Source organism: Sphingobium terrigena (assembly GCF_003591655.1).
In the GTDB taxonomy this organism is placed as follows: Bacteria; Pseudomonadota; Alphaproteobacteria; order Sphingomonadales; family Sphingomonadaceae; genus Sphingobium; species Sphingobium terrigena.
Genome location: NZ_QVRA01000005.1, coordinates 121,039 through 139,115 on the forward strand (window position 1 = coordinate 121,039; position 18,077 = coordinate 139,115).

13 protein-coding genes are annotated in these 18,077 nt (G+C 60.0%); 6 read left to right on the forward strand and 7 right to left on the reverse strand.

What is annotated here, in order from left to right; translation table 11 throughout:
* Positions 1 to 32: 32 nt before the first annotated feature.
* Both D0Z70_RS07320 and D0Z70_RS07325 read left to right on the forward strand, forming a co-directional pair.
* Positions 33 to 2,786: an ATP-dependent DNA helicase gene (locus D0Z70_RS07320; protein WP_119744895.1), complete on the forward strand. Its 2,754-nt coding sequence runs from the start codon at positions 33 to 35 to the stop codon at positions 2,784 to 2,786.
* Positions 2,783 to 3,325 (forward strand): SixA phosphatase family protein, encoded by a 543-nt coding sequence (locus D0Z70_RS07325; RefSeq protein WP_119744897.1) that lies wholly within the window; start codon positions 2,783 to 2,785, stop codon positions 3,323 to 3,325. The genes D0Z70_RS07320 and D0Z70_RS07325 overlap by 4 nt, the downstream gene beginning before the upstream one ends.
* Before the next feature lie 6 nt (positions 3,326 to 3,331).
* Here D0Z70_RS07325 and D0Z70_RS07330 read toward each other — a convergent pair whose 3' ends face one another.
* The 5 genes from D0Z70_RS07330 to traA all read right to left on the reverse strand — a co-directional run bounded on the left by D0Z70_RS07330 (position 3,332) and on the right by traA (position 12,570).
* On the reverse strand, positions 3,332 to 3,670 hold the full coding sequence (locus D0Z70_RS07330; protein WP_119744899.1) for a MerR family transcriptional regulator: 339 nt from the start codon (positions 3,668 to 3,670) through the stop codon (positions 3,332 to 3,334).
* A gap of 547 nt (positions 3,671 to 4,217) precedes the next feature.
* On the reverse strand, positions 4,218 to 6,569 hold the full coding sequence (locus D0Z70_RS07335; protein WP_119744901.1) for a DEAD/DEAH box helicase family protein: 2,352 nt from the start codon (positions 6,567 to 6,569) through the stop codon (positions 4,218 to 4,220).
* Positions 6,566 to 8,509 (reverse strand): site-specific DNA-methyltransferase, encoded by a 1,944-nt coding sequence (locus D0Z70_RS07340; protein WP_119744903.1) that lies wholly within the window; start codon positions 8,507 to 8,509, stop codon positions 6,566 to 6,568. The genes D0Z70_RS07335 and D0Z70_RS07340 overlap by 4 nt, the downstream gene beginning before the upstream one ends.
* Positions 8,510 to 8,799: 290 nt before the next feature.
* Positions 8,800 to 9,558: a DUF6118 family protein gene (locus D0Z70_RS07345; RefSeq protein WP_119744905.1), complete on the reverse strand. Its 759-nt coding sequence runs from the start codon at positions 9,556 to 9,558 to the stop codon at positions 8,800 to 8,802.
* An 18-nt stretch (positions 9,559 to 9,576) separates the two neighbouring features.
* Positions 9,577 to 12,570, reverse strand: coding sequence for a Ti-type conjugative transfer relaxase TraA (gene traA, locus D0Z70_RS07350; protein ID WP_119744907.1), 2,994 nt, complete (start codon positions 12,568 to 12,570; stop codon positions 9,577 to 9,579).
* A gap of 159 nt (positions 12,571 to 12,729) precedes the next feature.
* On the opposite strand from traA, the gene D0Z70_RS07355 reads away from it, so the two are divergent.
* Positions 12,730 to 13,035 (forward strand): conjugal transfer protein TraD, encoded by a 306-nt coding sequence (locus tag D0Z70_RS07355; RefSeq protein ID WP_119744909.1) that lies wholly within the window; start codon positions 12,730 to 12,732, stop codon positions 13,033 to 13,035.
* A gap of 22 nt (positions 13,036 to 13,057) precedes the next feature.
* The gene (locus tag D0Z70_RS07360; protein ID WP_119744911.1) at positions 13,058 to 13,288 is read left to right on the forward strand and encodes a conjugal transfer protein TraD; all 231 of its coding nucleotides are present in this window, start codon (positions 13,058 to 13,060) and stop codon (positions 13,286 to 13,288) included.
* Here D0Z70_RS07360 and D0Z70_RS07365 read toward each other — a convergent pair.
* Positions 13,285 to 14,799, reverse strand: coding sequence for a HEPN domain-containing protein (locus D0Z70_RS07365; protein ID WP_119744913.1), 1,515 nt, complete (start codon positions 14,797 to 14,799; stop codon positions 13,285 to 13,287). The genes D0Z70_RS07360 and D0Z70_RS07365 overlap by 4 nt on opposite strands.
* Positions 14,796 to 15,371, reverse strand: coding sequence for a hypothetical protein (locus tag D0Z70_RS07370; RefSeq protein WP_338054901.1), 576 nt, complete (start codon positions 15,369 to 15,371; stop codon positions 14,796 to 14,798). The genes D0Z70_RS07365 and D0Z70_RS07370 overlap by 4 nt, the downstream gene beginning before the upstream one ends.
* A gap of 805 nt (positions 15,372 to 16,176) precedes the next feature.
* Between D0Z70_RS07370 and D0Z70_RS07375 the strand changes: the two genes are divergently transcribed.
* A complete protein-coding gene (locus D0Z70_RS07375) occupies positions 16,177 to 17,283 on the forward strand; it encodes a ParB/Srx family N-terminal domain-containing protein (protein ID WP_119744917.1) in 1,107 nt (368 codons plus the stop codon).
* A 31-nt stretch (positions 17,284 to 17,314) separates the two neighbouring features.
* Positions 17,315 to 18,073 (forward strand): restriction endonuclease, encoded by a 759-nt coding sequence (locus D0Z70_RS07380; protein ID WP_182913877.1) that lies wholly within the window; start codon positions 17,315 to 17,317, stop codon positions 18,071 to 18,073.
* Positions 18,074 to 18,077 lie beyond the last annotated feature (4 nt).

The window sequence follows — 18,077 nt, forward strand, 5'->3', positions numbered from 1 at the left end:
TCCTTTTGTTCCCGCTCGCTTAAACGGGGCGGGTGATTGATCCTGCATCCCTGCCCGCCCTCCACGCCAGCCATGGCGGCATCTGGTTGCGCGAGGGTGGCCGGACGCAAGGATTAGCCAAGGGGCAGGCGATCGGCCGGGCGGCGGAAACGCCGGTGTTGCTGCTCAACGCGCCGTTGACTGGCCAGCGCCTTGGTTATCCCGATCTCAATGGCCTGGACCTGCTTGAACTGTGGGCCTTCCTCCACCCCGCCCGCTTCCTCGTCCCCACGCCCAAGGGACTGGCGCAGGCGCTTGGCCTGCCGGTGCCGAGCGCGGAAGCGGATATTCCCGCTTTGCTTCAGAGCGCGGCGCAGGCCTTGCTCGACCGGATCGAATCGCCCGACTGGCGCGAACGGGAAGGCGGCTGGACATCGGTACAGACGCTGCACCGGCTGCGCTGGCCCTGGTCGCCTTTGGTCGCGCCGCGCATCGCCAAGCCCAAGGAAGCCGAGCGCTGGCTCTTTTCCAAGCTTCCCGAATGGGAGGAGGCGCAACCCCGCCCCGCCCCGCGCACCGTGGTGCTGGATGAAGCGCAGGTGCTGGCGCAGCTCGATACGCTGACCGGTGCCGGGGCAGAGGCGCGCCCCGGCCAGCGCGCCTATGCCACCGCCGCGATCAGCGCATTCCGCCCGCGCGCGCACCGTGACCAGCCCAATATGCTGCTGGCGGAAGCGGGCACCGGCATTGGCAAGACATTGGGCTATCTCGCCCCCGCCTCGCTCTGGGCGCGCCAAGCGCAGGGGACCGTGTGGGTATCGACCTATACCAAGGCGCTGCAACGCCAGCTCGACCGCGAATCGCTGCGCCTGTTTCCCGATGCGGCGGTGGCGGCCAAGCGGGTGGTGGTGCGCAAGGGGCGGGAAAATTATCTCTGCCTGCTCAATCTGGAAGATGCGTTGCAGGGCGGCTTTACCGGCCGCGCCGCGATATTGGCGCAGCTGGTCGCGCGCTGGGCGGCGTTCAGCAAGGATGGCGATATGGTCGGCGGCGACCTGCCCGGATGGTTGCCGACATTGTTTCGCCGCAACGGCTCCACCGCGCTGACCGACCGGCGCGGCGAGTGCATCTATGCCGGCTGCCCGCATTATCGCAAATGCTTCATCGAGCGATCAGCGCGTGCGTCCGCCGACGCGGACATCGTCATCGCCAATCATGCGCTGGTGATGATCAACGCCGCGCGCGGGCGCGAAACCGGGCAGCGGCCGCAGCGCATCGTCTTTGACGAAGGCCATCATCTGTTCGACGCGGCGGATTCGACTTTCTCCGTTGCCCTGTCCGGGCAGGAGGCGATCGAGCTGCGCCGCTGGATCATGGGACCGGAGGGTGGATCGCGCGGGCGGCGGCGCGGCCTGTCGGCGCGCCTGTCGGACTTGGCCAGCTATGACGTCGAAGGGGGCGAGGCGATCCGCGCCGCCGCCGACGCGGCGCTCGCCTTGCCCGCCGATGAGTGGCTCAAGCGCGTCGTGGCGGGCGAGCCGTTCGGGCCGCTCGAAGCGCTGTTCGCCGCCGTGCGCGGCACTGTCTTTGCCCGCGCGGCGGACACGGGCGAGGCAGATGCTGGTTATGGCCTGGAGACCGAACTGGCTGCGCCGGACGGGCCGCTGGTCGAGGCGGCGCAGGAGGCCGCGCTGGCGCTCGACGCGCTGTTGCGTCCGCTGACGCATTTGTCGCGTCGGCTGGAAGCGGTGATCGAGGATGCACCCGATTGGCTGGATGGCGCGGCGCGGGCGCGGATCGAGGGGGCGGTGGCGTCGCTCGGCTGGCGGCGCGACCTGATCAGCGCCTGGCTGGCACTGCTGGCGCGGATCGGCGGTCCTGCCGACGCCGACTATGTCGACTGGATGACCGTCGACCGGGTCGAGGGGCGCGAATATGATATCGGCATCCATCGCCACTGGCTCGACCCCAGCCGCCCGCTGGCCGAAACCGTATTGAAACCCGCGCAAGGGGTGATCGTCACCTCCGCGACGCTCAAAGGCGGCGGCGACTGGGGCAATGCGGAAAGCCGCAGCGGGGCGACCCATCTGCCCCATGGTGCCGGGCGGTTCGAGGCAAGCAGCCCGTTCGACTATGCCGCGCGCGCCGAGGTGCTGATCGTCACCGACATCAAGCGCGGTGATCTCGCCGCGCTGTCGGGGGCCTATGGACGATTGATCGAGGCGGCGGGCGGCGGCACGCTGGGGCTGTTCACCGCGATCCGGCGGCTGCGCGCGGTCCATGCCCGCATCGCCGACCGGCTGGCACGCGCCGGGCTGCCGCTCTACGCGCAGCATGTCGACCCGATCGATACCGGCACGTTGGTCGATATTTTCCGTGATGATCCGCGTGCATCGCTGCTGGGGACGGACGCGCTGCGCGACGGGGTGGACGTGCCGGGCCATTCGCTGCGGCTGGTGGTGATGGAGGGGGTGCCATGGTCCAAGCCGACCGTGCTGCACGCCGCGCGGCGGCTGGCGAATGGCGGCAACGCCTATGACGACCGGCTGATCCGCGCGCGGCTGGCGCAGGCCTTTGGTCGCCTCATTCGCCGGGCGGAGGACAAGGGCAGTTTCGTCATCCTGTCCGCCGCGATGCCGAGCCGCTTGCTGAGCGCCTTTCCGCCAGGCACGCCGATCCGCCGGGTGACACTGGACGAGGCAATCATTGCCGTCAGTGTCGCTTCGCGGCGCGAATCCCTTGGCGAAACGACGCCCTTAGGGCATCAGGGACACGAATCCGGCCACAGCCATCTGGAGAGAGAATGAAGCGGCTGACCCTGTTGCGCCACGCCAAGTCCGACTGGGACGATCCGGTGGCCCGCGACTTCGACCGGCCCCTGAACCACCGGGGCGAGAAGGCGGCGCTGTTGATGGGGCAGTTTGCCGCCCGGCGGCAGATGCAGTTCGACGCGCTGGTCGCCTCGCCCGCCGTGCGGGTGGTGCAGACGCTGGAGACGTTTTTTGCCGGCTTTGGCGAGACGCTCGACGCGCGCTGGGACCGGCGCATCTATCTCGCCTCCTCCCCCACCTTGTTCGATGTCATCCGCGACCTGCCCGACAGCGCGGACAGTGCGCTGCTGACCGGGCATAATCCGGGGCTTGAGGAATTGATCCTCGACCTGGTGCCCGACGACGGCAACAACCCAATGCGAGAGGATGTGGAGGTGAAGTTCCCGACCGCCAGCATCGCCGTACTCGACCTTCCCATCGACCGGTGGGATGAGGCGCAGGAAAATATCGCCACGCTGGTCAGCTTCACGCGCCCGCGTGATCTGGACCCGGCGCTGGGTCCAGGGACGCGCTGACCCGACTTATTCGCCGAGCGCGCGGGCCAGCGTCGAACGGATCGCCTGCAACTGGCTCAACACATCGTCAGCCGGATGGACAGGCGCATCAGGCATGGTCGTGGCATTGCCATCGACCAGCGCCTTTTGCGCGCCCTTGACGGTGAAGCCTTCGACATTGAGCAGGTCGTGGATACGGCGGGCCAGCGCCACGTCGGCGGGGCGATAATAGCGGCGATTGCCGGAGCGCTGGAGCGGGCGCAACTGCGGGAAACGGGTTTCCCAATAGCGCAATATATGTTGGGGCAGACCCAGTTCACCCGCCAATTCGCTGATGGTCAGCAATGCACCCTCTGCCTTTTTCATGACACCAATGTTGCACCCTAAGACCCGCCAAGGTCAACCATGGTAAAACAGGGATTAACGTGGAAAACAGCTATCTTCGCACCATCGGAGTCCGGCGACCGCGCGCCTGCCTGCATGATGGTGACCCCTACGGGCACCCGGCAGTCATGACAAGGTATTGATTTAACCTCGGTTTTTGCTTCCGACACTTAACTGATACCATCACAAGTGCCAACTGTCCATTGGGATTGCGTGGGATTGAATGGCATGGTTGTATATAGTGCTTCATTCGGGGGGGGCCAAAAACACTTGCTTGCCATTCAAACTTGGCCGATTTCCGACAGTCTGGGATGGACTTGTGGAGTGCTGCGATTGAGCAGTCGTTTTTTTATGGATCAGGGTGATAGGCGTACAAAATGACCGACGCAGGCTGATCAATTAGCCTTTCGCAGCCCTTGCGGGGTCTGGGACTCGGAGCATCTCAGCCATCGTACTAGAGGAGCAAGCAGGTAAATTTCTGAAGTTGCCCATGATAGCGTAGCAAGCGTTTGCGCCGCGACCCGTTGCACTATGGTTTCAGCGCCGCCTCAACCGCCTCGGAAGCGCTCCCTACGCAACGGGGTTTTAGCTTGCCGCCGCGTGATAAGGCCCAAACAGTGAAGCCTTTTGTGCTTGTTCTTTGGACTTGATCGTTCCATTTTCCCGTCGAAATGAGCCGGACGAGAAGCTTCCTCTTTCCGTTCCCATCATGAACGTCGAGAAGCTTCCTTCCCGCATCGGTTCGGACGAGCATTGCTGCTTTGGGATCAATCGCGAAGACCAAGCCTTCTTTCCAGACTAGAAAATCAGGGAAAAACCGGCGGGTGTCACCTTTGTCGAGCAACGGGAGCGAATACCCGCCGTTCACGGGGTTTCGGCACCAATCGTATCCTGTCGCATCGATTTCCTCTGCGATCTCATGCTCTAGGTCATTGAGATCATAGCTCGGATGGAGAGCGTTCGTGTAAGGCTTTGCCTTAGCCGGGTTCACGCTGATTGGCCCTACCGTGAACGGATTACCATCTTCCGTAGAGAGATCGCTGTTTGTTAGATAAGCGTCAACGATCGCGTCCGCCTCAGACCTCAAATGTGAAGCAGCGTTGCTGGTGATCTCTACCGCTGCGTTGAATTTGCCCTCGGACCAATCGATCGCGGCAGCAACCTCCGGGTAAAGCGTCATAATCTCCCGGCGCAAAATCCAGCGCGCCATCACACGATTGGAGTGTGGCGTGTCTCCTTTAGAAATTTTCGCTTTGTCGCCGAAGCCAATGGTTTGAACCGCTTTTACGACTTGGCCCTTTCCGGCCGTATCAGCAGACTTTTGGCGAAAGTCGAGCACTACGCCAACCGCGTTGGCAACTGGCTGTTCTGCATCCTCGGCATCGATATGAACGCTGGGGATTTGCATGAGTTTTTTGGGTTCAAGGCGGGACCGTTCACGATCGCGCCGATCGGTAAAGCCTTCCACTTTTACGTCGGGCAAATCCGCAGCGAGTTTTGCCTCGACGGACTTCAAAATCTTCGGAAACGCCTGCTTCTCATCGACGCGGATGAAGAAGGATGCGGTATTCAGAATCGGGTCGGCATAGTGCATCGCCCCAGGTTGCCGCAGTGCACGACCGATAACCTGCTCTACCTGCACCGATGAGCCCATCGATTTATCGATGTAGGCAAAACAGCAAGCAGGATCGTCCCAACCCTCTTGCAGGCTTTGGTTGAAAATAATGTGCCGATAATTGCCTGACTGAAAAACGGCGAAGTCTTGCTCTCCGCCGCTAAACAGCTTGAAATCGAGAGGTGGAGGATTAGTCGTACGCTCAAATTTCAGATCGCAGTAGACTGCGATTGTCGATGGATCTATATTTTTTTCTTCTACGAGATAGCGCCAAATGAGGATAGGAGGTGCCCGCCGTTCTGTGAACGGCTTGGACGGTTGATCCATGCTACCATCGTCGGCGTTTATATTTGTTTTGGATACGTAAATTGCTTTCGGCAAAAAACCGGCATTTTGCACTTTCGATGCTTTCTCAGCGACCTCGATCGCTTCAAGCATATCATCTATCATCGTCTCCATGATCGAAGTATAGCCCGCTAACTCGACTGCGCGCTTTACGAGACCTGCCCTTACAACATCGCCATTATTCACGGCCGTCACAAGGGATGACTTGATGTCGTCCTTTGCGTCGATCTGTGGAGTGTCGGACCATCCATGATCGGTCAATCTGTTAATCAGTTTGCCGAGTTGGCCGGGTGTTCGCATTGTTGCGCTTGCAACAATGATGGCATCTGGTTCAAGCTCTAGTAGCAAGTCGGTTTGCTGGTCTGAAAGGTTATGACCCTCGTCGTAGATGATGACCAGCGGCCGCCGAACACCCGTAGTTTTCGCCACACGATCGGTTAGCAGCGTCCACAAAGCTTTCGAGCCGTCGTCATCTCGCTGCTGGTGGACGATAAGCGTCCCATCGCTGCGGCTCTTTTGATTGAAAGTGCCAACCGTCGCGAGTGCGATCAGCGGTGTGGTATCGTCGCTGACCACGTCATCGTTCAATTCAAGAAGATAGCGAACGTCGAACCCTTCGATCAGATGACCATACTTCCCGCCACCCTCGAAGTTTCCAAACGTCTGCTCAACAACAGCGCGGGCCTTGGAAATCCAAAGCACAATTGGCTCACCCACAACTAAGTGGCGCATTTGTGCCACGGCGTCCGCGAGAATTGGCGTCTTGCCAGCACCAGTCAGTGCCGAAAGCGCCTGATAATAAGGTACCTTCCACTCACCATGCACCCAAGGGCGCTTTGCGTCGCTTGCCAACTTCGCGAAACGGTTCACTATCTGCTGAGAGGCGCGGGTTTGAAACGGTAGTAATTGAATGTCCGTCATACAACGGCATCCTCTTTCTGAGAATAAGACTGAGTGGCTTCATTGAAGCCCAGTTTTTCAAGAATCCTATCCGGGATTTGGTAAAACTGAATGTTGGGTCCTGGGTAAACAGATGTGCGCGCATAAACGTGAAACGGCGCGGTTAAACCCTCGGTCTTGGCCTCTTCTACGATCGCCCGAAAAACGTTTCTGTTCAGAACGGACGGCTGGTCGGGTCCGCTCCAAACGAGAAAGTAACCTTCCCCCCGAGAGTTTCTGGCGAAAAGATGCCCTGTTGAGGTTGCAGGTAAACGGCGCAAATGAGAACCAGCCCGCTCGGCCTGATCCCAGTGGCTCGTTATCAACAGATCGAGCATTTCTTCGCGCTGAAGTGATAGCACAGCCAGCGCATCTACCTTGGAGGTCAGCTTTGAGAATCGGAAACCGCCAGGCAGCGGGTCCGCTGTTACCGCAGTTTCGCCCTTCTTATTGACCCGCTCGCCGGTCAATGCACGCCTCAATCTTTCGTGCGTTAGGGTTCGAGCGTAGCTATCGCCACGCTCGGGTCTACCCTGCTCGATCAGAACAAAACGTCTGGCGGTACCCGCTTCCTTATTAATCTCGAGAACCGCATGGCCTGTGGTTCCCGAACCCGCGAATGGATCGAGAACGATCCCTCGCGGTGGACACCAAATTTGCATTATCTTTTTGAACAACTTAAGCGGTTTTACGGTCTCAAACCCGTGCCCACGTCCAACAATGGCGCTCAACTCATTGATGCCGCTTTGACTATGGCCGGACTGTTCGTGCTCCCATGACGTAGTACCAATAACCTCCGGTTCGTCATATTCGTCGTCGGCCCAATACGTCATAGGGGTTATTCCCTTCTTGACGTCTTCGAGATATTTTTTGACTCCAAACGTCCCTTGCCCTTCATCGCGCCAATGCCCGACGGGCCAAACCTCGGTGTCGCGAATTTTCTCCGCAGTCGCTTTGGCTTTTGTGAGGTCGCCATCAATTACTAAGGCATCAACGCATCCATCGTTGAGGGATGCGTTTTTGTATTTGATTCTGTAGGCCTCGAGCATCTTTTTTACTCGCCGGCGCTCGGCAGCCCAGCACCGCCCGGCTGTCGGATAAATTATCTCTCCGGTAAACGGGTTCTGAATTCCGTACACCTGCGAGCGGTGTGTGTCGGCACCTGGGCCCGTTAGATCGCCAGGTTTCCATAATTTTGGATCACCATCACGATCACCATAGCGGGCATTCATCGCCTCACTTCGCGGCAACAGATTGGTCTTCGCACGATCTACCGATTTGGCATAGACAAGTACATACTCAGTTGAAGTCGAAACATGCGAACGCTTCCCCACATTATTCTTGGGGGCATAGCTTTTTTGCCAGTTTATAATGGCTATCCGATTTTCTTCTCCGAAAATGTCGTCAAGAACCATTCCCAGTCTGAATAATTCGCGATGATCAATACAAATCGCTAATACGCCGTCTGGTCGCAGCATTTCACGCATCATCCAGAGACGGGGCACCATGAATCTGAGCCACTTACTGTGGCGCGAACCATCGTCACCCGGAACGAATTTGCCCATATCGGTGTCGTTCGGATCAACGTCCCATTTGTCGTTATATCTAAAATCGTTGCCGGTATTGTATGGCGGATCGGTCAGTACGAGATCTACTTGACCCCGATATTTGTACAGCGATACCATAGATTGCAGATTATCGCCTTCTATCAGCAAATTAGCTGCTTGATCAGTTTCAGTCCCGCACGATAGTTTCGGTTCGATCTTCTGACACCGAGGCCGCACTTTCCGCACTATCTGCCACGGTGGCGTTTCACCTCGATAATGCAAGCGCAGTGCGCCCTGTTCTTCAAGGTCACGTTCCCGCAAAACCCGGAGCAGGTCCTCGCGCGAAAAGTCTTCATAATTGGCTTCGTTCGTCATCTTACATACCTAAACTGGTCAGCCCCCTCATGCAAGAACAAACAGGGAACATGCAATTCGTTCGCTTGTTGAGCGAGCGAATCACCACGTGGTTTCACCTCACCAGAGCCAGGGTGTAATTGTTTATGCAAGGCGACCGCAATCTCTCGTCTATATGGCGCACGGAGGTGCCTTGTATCTCGCTGCGGATGCTCGTGAAAGCTGAAACGTCGCGTTCAATCTCAGTATGATAGCTTGGGTAAAATAGCTCAGGACGTGCAGTTGTCGAACCGCTCGGTAGACTCATTTGGTCACGAAGGGAAGTTGCCTATACGCAAAGTGCATCGGACCGGCTGATTGGCCTTTGTGGCCTCTTTTTGGCAATTGGCGATGGCGTCTTCATTCTCCCGCCACACTTCAGCGGCCGCAACGATCGCGTTCCAACCGCTCGGGTTCCCGGTACGCATCAGGCGAATGCCAGCATCCCATGGTGACGGCTCCCCCATCGTGCGGGTCGCGACCCGTTCGGGCCAGCGCCAGCCATCGGGAGCAAGGCTTGCTGTCCATCCCGGATAGAACAGCCATAGGAGCGAGACCCCGAGCGCCGTCCCTATTCCGGCATAGAGTGTGTGCCAGCGCTGCTCCTGCTTGGTCCGAATCGTACCGATCGCGCGCATCTGATCCGCATGGGCTTGATGATGCAATTCCAGCGATTTCTTGATGGTAGCCCGGTCGGTCTCGCGCGCGGCCTGCGCCGCCAAGCCGATCCGCTCCGCCATGCTCTCCGGCGTCAACTGCATGGCGGGCGCATCCATGATTTTCTTCGTCTGCCCCGCCAACGTCGCCAGATAGCCGTTCATCTTGGCAAGCGTTGGGCCATAGTCAGGAAATTCGAGGCTCTGCTTCTCGATGGCGATATGCTCAAGCGCGCGGGCCATCACTGCCATGCGCCCGTCCAACCGTTCCTCCATAGTCGCGACACGCTCCGAGAGGCGCGCGAACGCCTCGGCGGCGGCATTGGGCCGGGGTTGCGACTCCAGTTCGTTCAAAAGGCTCTGCTCGTCGTCCATATCGTGTTCTCCTTGGTGTTAGCGGCTCATGCCGCGAGCGATGTCGCGTCCGTGATCGCAGGGAATGGAGGATGCGAGGTCGTGGGAGAGGCTGCGGCCCGCCTGCTGGCCAATCTCAAGCCCAAGTTCGCGGCTGCGCAGGCCCAGCACCGATTCAAGCTGGGCGTCGCGTTCGAGGCTTTTCGCCATGCCCGCCATCTGCTGCGCGGCACTTTTCGCGCCCCGAAAATTGCCGTCGCGAACAAGCTCGGCATGATGGCGCTGCAATTGCTGCCACCCTTCCACGAACCGGTCGGCGCGCTGGAATGGGTCCATGCGGATTTCGGTCTCCAACTGCATCGCCCGCACGGCGGCCTGGCCGCGCCCCTCGGCAGCCTGGCGGACAAGCTCCGGGCTGCTGCGGAACGCGCTGTTTAGGTCGGAGGAGCCTTCGGGGCGGATCGCGTCCAATGCATCGCGCGCCCTGTCGAACGCCTCACGCTGGTGCGGCATGGCGTCCAGACCCTGCGCGCGCGTCTGCTGGATCGCTTGCCATGCCTTGGCATATCGCTCAACCGCGCCGCGCACGCCGCCTGCGCGCATCGGCTGCGTATCATGTTCGGGCTGGTGCTGAACGGCCCGCACCTGTGCGGACGGCTCGGCCTTGGGCTGGAAGCCCGCAAATATGTCGCGTTCCTGCTGCGGCTGCATGTTCGGCCGGAAATTGTCGAAGATCCCCCGCGCTTTCTCGACGATGGGCCTGGCGATTTCTGCGACGCGCTCGCCAAACGTGATGCCACGCCGCTCGGCATATTCCCTCGCGAGGTCGGCTTGTCTGTAATCGGTGGCCATATCTTTGCCACGCTCCCGCGAGAGCGTGCGGACAAGCCGGGACTGATCGCGAAAATCGTCGCGGCCATAATGGAGCGCCATGCCATCGCGATGGCGGGACATGGCGACATAAGCCCCATGCCGATCCATCCCCGGCGTCGCCAACACATGCGCCCTGTCCACGGTCATGCCCTGCGCCTTGTGGATGGTGGCGGCATAGCCATGGTCGAGGTCACGATAATCTTTGGTGTCGAACGATATGGAACGCCCGTCATCGGTGCGGACGGACATATGGCCCTCGCTCACATGTTCGATCGTGCCCAGCGTGCCGTTCTTCACCTCCAGGCTGCGCTCGTTGCGCAGGAACATGATGCGGTCGCCAGACGCGAATAGCCGGTCGCCGCGCTCGGTCTTCACCTGGCGCTCGTCGCCTAATTCGCCCGCATTACGTATCGCCGCGCGCGCGGCCTCGTTGAGGTCGCGCACCTCGGCATTGGTGTGGGTCAGGATGATGCGGCTGGCGTCGGGCTTTGCCTGCCGTTCGCGATCCCAGCGCTCGACAAGATCGCGCCGCGCATCTTCGCGTGTTTCCGCCTGATGCACCATGCCTTTGTTGGCAAAAGCCGCAATCGCCTCGCCAGTCCTGCCAGTGGCCAAATGCCGGGTGGCATCCTGCTGCCATCCTTCATGCTGGCGGCGAACCTGCGTGATCTCGACGCCGCCATGGCGCTCATGGATCGCGCGGAACGCCGCACCCGCCTCGATCGACTGCAACTGCTGCGGATCGCCGACAAGCACGACCTTCGCGCCCACGTCGGCGGCATGGGACAGCACGCGCTCCATCTGGCGTGTGCCGACCATGCCCGCCTCGTCGATCACAAGCACATCGCGGGCGGTCAGAAGGTCGCGGCCCTGCGCCCAGCCATGTTCGATGCTGGCAATGGTGCGAGACGCGATGCCTGAACCATTCTCCAACCCCTCGGCAGCGATGCCCGCGAGCGCCGCGCCGCGCACGTTGAGGCCCGCGCTCTCCCATACGTCGCGCGCTACGCCCAGCATGGCGCTTTTGCCGGTCCCGGCATAACCCAGCACCAGTGACAATCCGCGCTCGCCCGTTATATGGCGCAGCGCGGCTTCCTGCTCTGCTCCCAGGGCAAGGCCACCACTCTCGGCGGTTCGCATGGCGTAGGTCGTCGCCGCCGAGAGACCATCGTTCCGGTCCATCGCAAGCCGGTCAGCGGCGCGGCTCATCCGCTGCTCGGTGTCGATCATATCGCGCGAGGTAAACCGATCGTCGCCGCGCCCGTCCTTGCCCAGCGCGATCAGGTCCGGCGAATTACGCACCGCGCGCATGGCGGCGTTGAACTGCTCCTGCCCGTCGCTATGCCGGTGAATGAACATCGCCATATCGCGGTTGGTGAATGTCGCCTGTTGGTGGGTGATGGCATTAAGGGCAATGCCGGGATCGGCGATGATGCGTTCGCCATTCTCCCGTGCGATCTCGCGGTGCATCTCGGCGCGGTCGGCTTCCAGCCCCTGGGCGTCCATCCGGTGCGCGGGGCCGCCGATCTTGCTTTGCGGCTCAAGGTCTATGCCCTGATTGGCAAGGCTGCGGCGATCGATGCGCGCGTCGATGTCGAGTTCGGCAAGGCGGACGTTGACGTGGGTCTCCCAGCGTTCGCGCCACCGCTCGACATTTTCATGATCGTTCCATTCGCGCACCTTCGCCCCGAAGCCAGCCGTGCTGTCTTCGCGCTGCACAACCTCCCGCATGGTGAGCATGACATGAGCGTGCGGCTTGGGTTGGCCGTCCGCGCCTATGTCCCAATGCACGTTGAGGTCGGCGATCATGCCGCGATCCACGAACTCGGCAGACACGAAATCGCGGGCCAGTTCGACGCCCTGCGCCTTGGTCATTTCGCGCGGAATGGCGAACTCGACCTCGCGGGAAAGCTGGGCGTCCTTGCGCTTCTCGAATGCTTCGACATCGTTCCAGAGGCGCTCGCGGTCGCGCCATTGTTCGGGCGCGCCTTCGGGCAACATGATTTCGCTATGCTCGACGCCGGAGCGGGCGCGGAAATCTTGGGGCCGGTCAAAGCGCTCGTCGTGCAGCCGCTCGCCCGCGCGATAGGCGGCAGCGGAGACGGCGGAGCGGCCCGCAGCGCGACTGATGACCTGAACGGAGAAATGGAAGATCGCCATGACGATCGTCCATCTACTACGCTCAAGCGCACGTCGGAACGACGTATAAGCGCGCCCTTCTCGAAAATTTCTCGGACGGGACTAGGCGGTGTCAGGCTGTCCCGGCGACTCTACTGCGCGGCGATCATAATGCCATCGACACTCAATGGAGACTTTACGATGCGCAAGCCGCGTGATTTTGATTCGGAACTTAAAGCCCTGGCTGACAAAGCCAAAGCGCTCAGGGAACGGCGCGTGCGCCAGCTTGGCGAACTGGTGACGGCGACCGGGGCCGATGCGCTCGACGTCGATGTACTGGCTGGGGCGCTGCTCCATGCCGCTACGGTGAAAGACACCGCGACAAAGGAGGGATGGCGCAAGGCGGGCGCGGCTTTCTTTCTTGGCAAAGGCGGCAAGCCTGCGGGCGGACCTTCTGGCCACCAAAGCGGCACTCTCCCGCTCGACGGCAGCGCGGCATCGGCTTGAGGCACAAAAGGCGCGAACCGACATGCGGGACTGGGCCGTCGCACGCCGTGAACGCACGCGGCATCTGATCGAACTGGGCGGCCTCATCGTCAAGGCGGGGCTGGTCGATCTGACCGACGATGATCGCGCGACACTCTACGGCGCGTTCCTCACGGTTGCCGACCGGCTGCGCGGCGAGGAACGGGCCAACGCACTCGCCCTCTGGAAGCGCAAGGGTAAGCGGGCCTTCGAGGCGGAACGGGACGGCGGTTAGTGCGAAACCGATAAGCGCACATTGCCGCCCGGTTCCGCCTGATACTCGACCATCGCCGCCATTGGCGGGCGGCTCTTGTCGCAATAGCGCACGGTGATGAAGTCTTCTCGGATCGCAGGGCACAGGCCGGAGCCATAGAGAATGTCCGCGAGCGCGTCGAAGGTCGTCGCCTTGGCGCGATAGGCCCCGGTCCACCGCACAGTCCAAATGTCGTCGTTGGCCTTGACCCGGTAGCCCGCCCTTTGAGCAACCTCCATGACCGCGCCAAGCACCGTGTCCGCGCGCACGTCGAAGTCCAGCACGGCGGACAAGTCGGCGGGTTTGGAACGGGCGACTTGCGCGGACTTTACCCGCCATAGCGTTGCCTCGGCACCCGCCATGAAGAAGCACAGGCAGACAATCGCCAAGGGCAGATGGTCAACCCAGTCCCTGCACCTGTCGGAGCGCCAGAATCGGCGAACGGGAACGAGCGGATTCCATCGGCCCTTTGGCGGGGCGGCACGTCGCACGATTCGCCATGTCCGTTGCAGCATATTGGCGCGGCGCACAGGCTGGGAAAGCGCCACGCCCGTTGTCGGTCCTGCGGGCGGCGGAAGCATCGGCGCAGGCTGGCTTTCGGCAAGCGAAGTCTGATGATCCACGAAGGCGCACGCTGCCCGTTGCTGCAATATCTCCACCCGCGCGAACGCCCATGACAGTTCCTCGCCCGAAATGCGGTATGATCGACCATAGCGCGCTTCAACATAGGCACGGCGTATGCAGCCGAACGCGCGGCGCTCTAACCGCCTGTCGCGCGGCCATGCCGAACACAGGCGCGGGTCCAGCGCCTCCGCCGCCTCGCGTAGTTCATCTAGCGCATGGGTGCGCGGCGCGTGCAGGCTGATCGACCACAAGACGGACAGATAGAAATGCTCGCACGCCTGATGCAACATCAGCGCAGCCATCGGCATGTCGCCCCGGTCCCGATAGAAAGCCGCGCCAGCGAGAAAGCCGGTGCCGCGCTCATGCCACCGGATGAACTCCGCCACACCCCGGATAGCCCGTTCTCGCGCTGGCAGGTGGCGCGGCTTTTTCAACCGCAAGCCTTCCATCTGGTAGAGTGCGATGCCCTGTTCGGCGATTGTAACGAAATGCGGGACGCCTTCGACAAGAGCGCTGTTGACCCGCTCAAGGCTTTCGACCGCAAGCCGCACCGGCCGGGTAATTTCGCCATGCTCCCATGCGCGGCGCAGTCGGTCGCGCACCAGCCTCCAGTCGCGTTCGCTGCGGGCAAGGCGGGGATAGTTGACGATGGCCAGCAAGCGGAATGCTTCCCCCGGCGCGATCTCTTCCCAATTTTTCTCGGCATGGGGACCGTGCAGGATCAGGGTGAGGATGCGGCCCGCTCGGAAATGTTCGGAACATCGGCCTTTGGTTGTTTCCTCGAACGCCTCGAACAGGATCACGGTGACGTGGAGAAGTTCCTCCCGGATCGGCGCGGGCAGATGATCGGCGTCGGTGCGCAGCATCATGACCGCGCCTCCTTTGGGCGACGCTGGCAACCCTTCGGGCGTGGGTGGCCGGTCACGTCATGCACGCGGTCCACCAAGGCACGCACAAGGGGCGTAATCGTGGTGGGAATGAAGCCGCCCGTGCGGGGGCGGTCTTCCTCCCAATCATGATAATAATAGCCCCATTTCCAGTAGGGCGAGAGAACCCCAGCCAGCCGCGCCGTGTCTGGGCAATCATGACCAAAGCCGCACGCATTGGCGTAGGCAAGTGCCTTGGCGATGTCCTGCTTGATGTAGCTGGCGTTCCACCCATCGGCAAAGCCCATGTCCAGCAGATAGGCGCACAACGCCTGCTGACATACGAAACCGGCCTGATGAAGCGCTTCTCGTGCAAATCGAGGCTCGGCGAGGAAATCCGCTTCCAGCGTGGTCATCCAGCGTTCCGCGTTGTGATAGCGGAAGCGGCTTATGCTTCGCCCCTCTTTCGTCCGCGCAAGTGTCGCGGGTTCATCATCGTAGCGCCGGTGCAGCGCCGCCAATGTGCCACCCCAGGGGGAGGCAACGACCGATGCCGCCACCGGAGCGACAGCCAATCCGCGGAGTAGCTCGCGTCGCGATGTGCTGATCTGCGAATCACTCAAGCGAGAATCGGATGAAATCATGGACCTGCCTTCCTCAGTTCGCCGTCCCGGTCGCATCAAGGATGCGTTCGGAGCATTAAGCGGCACCGCTTATAACATAAATGGAAGGCAATGTTCAATAACCGGCACCGGTTATTCTGGTTCTGATTGAACGGGTGAAACGCGCGGTTACGACACAATTATGGGAAGGCCACCGCTCAACGTGAAATCGACGAACATCCGATTGCCCGAGGGGCTCGGTGATCGGATTGACAAGCTGGTGGGGCGGCAGCGCCGTGCAGCCTTCATACGGGAGGTGCTGGAGCGCGAGGTTGAGCGGCGCGAAAACGAGCAGGGTAAGGCTGGGTAACAGAGGCCATTCTTCCTGACCAAATCCAGAACTGTTATTGCCGGACAGCCGGTGATGGTCAGGTTTCGTCACAGAGATTTATGGGCCACCGCGAACGTGTGAGGTTTATCGCCAAAATCTATGCCTGGCGGCAATGCGCCAGTTTTTGCCTTTCAAATAATATTTTCTCGTACTTGGAAGCGGAGATTCTGCAATTGGGGCATGCGGCAATCCTGAGTAATTGGAGCCGTTCTGGAACATAGGTCGTCCGGCACGTAATTCCTCCAAACTAGACAGCGAATAGGAAAATCGTAGCCATTAGCCGCTGATAGGGCGCTTGGAATTGAATGAGAGCATGGAAGGCTTTCGCTTCCAGATCATCTGTCCTATCATGTACACAATCAAAATGCTTGCGTCAGGGGGAATACCTTGGACAACCTATCGTCCCTATTAAAACCGCTTACAATCGAACTCGAAGATCTACTGCTTGATCCCAACAACCCACGGTTCTCTGAACTAGGCGAGGAGTTAAACTCTGTCCCCGAAAGTCGGTTCGCTGACCTTAAGGTGCAGTCGCATACCTTCGATAAGATGCGTGATCAGCGCTTTGATGTTAATGAGCTTCGTGACACCATTAAAACCTTGGGCTTCCTCCCAATGGATCGCATCGTTGTGCGGCCTTGGGGCGTTAGTTCCGATCCAGCCAAATACGTAGTGATTGAAGGCAACCGACGGGTCACGGCGCTACGGTGGCTTGTTCAGCTACACGAGAATGGCAAAGAGACGTTCAGCGAGGAGCGGCTCACGAACCTCAAGCGGCTCGAATGTTTAGTACTAGACGACAAACTGGCGCCAGCCTCCGCTTTGTTGGTACTGCCGGGCCTGCGCCATGTATCGGGTATCAAAGAATGGGGGCCATACCAGAAAGCGAAAACTGTCCATGCCCTTCGAAAGGGCGGGATGTCACCGCAGGAAGCCGCGCAAAGTCTGGGGCTCTCTACGCGTGCCGCAAACAATGCCTACCGCTGCTTCATCGCGCTCGAAAATATGAAAGCGAGCGATGAGTTTGGCGAGGCAACCGAGCCAAGAATGTATTCGTATTTCGAGGAAATATTCAAACGTCCTGACGTGAAGACCTGGCTAGCGTGGAGTGACGAGGCCGAGGCTTTCACAAAGACGGAGAATATAGAAGAGTTTTACAGCTGGATCGTCCCATCGGGCGAGGACGGTGGTGGTGCTCCAAAGCTTCCCGAGGCAAAAGATGTTCGTGACCTTGCCAGTATCGTGCAGGACGAAAACGCGCTCTCCGTTTTGCGTGGCCCTGACGGCACAATGAGCCGTGCTCTCGCCCGGTATCAGATCGATCACCCAGAAGACTGGTATCCTAAGGTGATGGCCGCCACAGCGGCGTTAAAGACGCTTACCCCAGACATGCTCCGCAAGATGGACGCGCCAACCCTTTCCTCGTTGAACGACTTGCAGGCTCGAATTGAGCAGGCACTCAAGGATCGGATGCAACTTATGGGGGCCGGGTAGCTCGCCAATGAGCGTCCCCTCGACACAAATCATGGCCGTTTGGATTAAAGACGGCATAACTGACGTCGATTTTCGCCCTCTAGAGGAAGTGGCATTTGCGGTTTTGTCTGCGAAGCTCTCCAGCTATGGCGAAGACAACATATGGGAACTGATTGAAGACAAGCTGCCGCATATCGCTGATGCGTTGCGCACGGATGCAGCCGAGTGTCGGGCGGACGGTATGCCGCCACGATTTGAGATCGATGATGAGCAATCACCATACATCAAGGCGTTTCCCGCTGAGAATGTGCTCCTCGCCAAATTGCGTCGGATCGACCCGCTCGTGGTCGAAGATTTGTGTGTTAACATTCTAGAGAAACTGGGTGCGACCGCGAACGTCACAGGGCAGAGCGGTGACGGCGGCGTCGATTTTATTGGCACCAACCTCGACATCATGCCTTCTGGCTACGGCATCCCCGCCGTCTGCCGCGCAACGGTTATTGGCCAAACAAAGCGGTATAAAGAAACTAATGTCATTAAGGAGACTGCGTTAAGAGAGTTCGTTGGTAGCGGTGTCTGGAAGCGGCATAAGCTAAGGCTCGATAGTGGTATCAGCCCACTCGCCCCGGTGATCCTGGCATTCTGGACAACTTCGAATTTCGAGCCAAACGCTAAGCGCTACGCCCGGGAGATGGGCATATGGTATATGGACGGTCATACACTGGCTTCGTACATTGCTAAGCTGGGTCTCAGTGATTTTGTTCACGCATTGCCCGACGAGAACTCTCGACTCGTAACTGCCATATTATGATCCC

Coding starts and splice junctions, on each gene's coding strand:
- D0Z70_RS07325 (WP_119744897.1), top strand. CDS start 2,783: ATGAAGCGGCTGACCCTGTTGCGCCACGCCAAGTCCGACTGGGACGAT.
- D0Z70_RS07335 (WP_119744901.1), bottom strand. CDS start 6,569: ATGACGGACATTCAATTACTACCGTTTCAAACCCGCGCCTCTCAGCAG.
- D0Z70_RS07355 (WP_119744909.1), top strand. CDS start 12,730: ATGCGCAAGCCGCGTGATTTTGATTCGGAACTTAAAGCCCTGGCTGAC.
- D0Z70_RS07380 (WP_182913877.1), top strand. CDS start 17,315: ATGGCCGTTTGGATTAAAGACGGCATAACTGACGTCGATTTTCGCCCT.
- D0Z70_RS07360 (WP_119744911.1), top strand. CDS start 13,058: ATGCGGGACTGGGCCGTCGCACGCCGTGAACGCACGCGGCATCTGATC.
- D0Z70_RS07365 (WP_119744913.1), bottom strand. CDS start 14,799: ATGATGCTGCGCACCGACGCCGATCATCTGCCCGCGCCGATCCGGGAG.
- D0Z70_RS07340 (WP_119744903.1), bottom strand. CDS start 8,509: ATGACGAACGAAGCCAATTATGAAGACTTTTCGCGCGAGGACCTGCTC.
- D0Z70_RS07345 (WP_119744905.1), bottom strand. CDS start 9,558: ATGGACGACGAGCAGAGCCTTTTGAACGAACTGGAGTCGCAACCCCGG.
- D0Z70_RS07330 (WP_119744899.1), bottom strand. CDS start 3,670: ATGAAAAAGGCAGAGGGTGCATTGCTGACCATCAGCGAATTGGCGGGT.
- traA (WP_119744907.1), bottom strand. CDS start 12,570: ATGGCGATCTTCCATTTCTCCGTTCAGGTCATCAGTCGCGCTGCGGGC.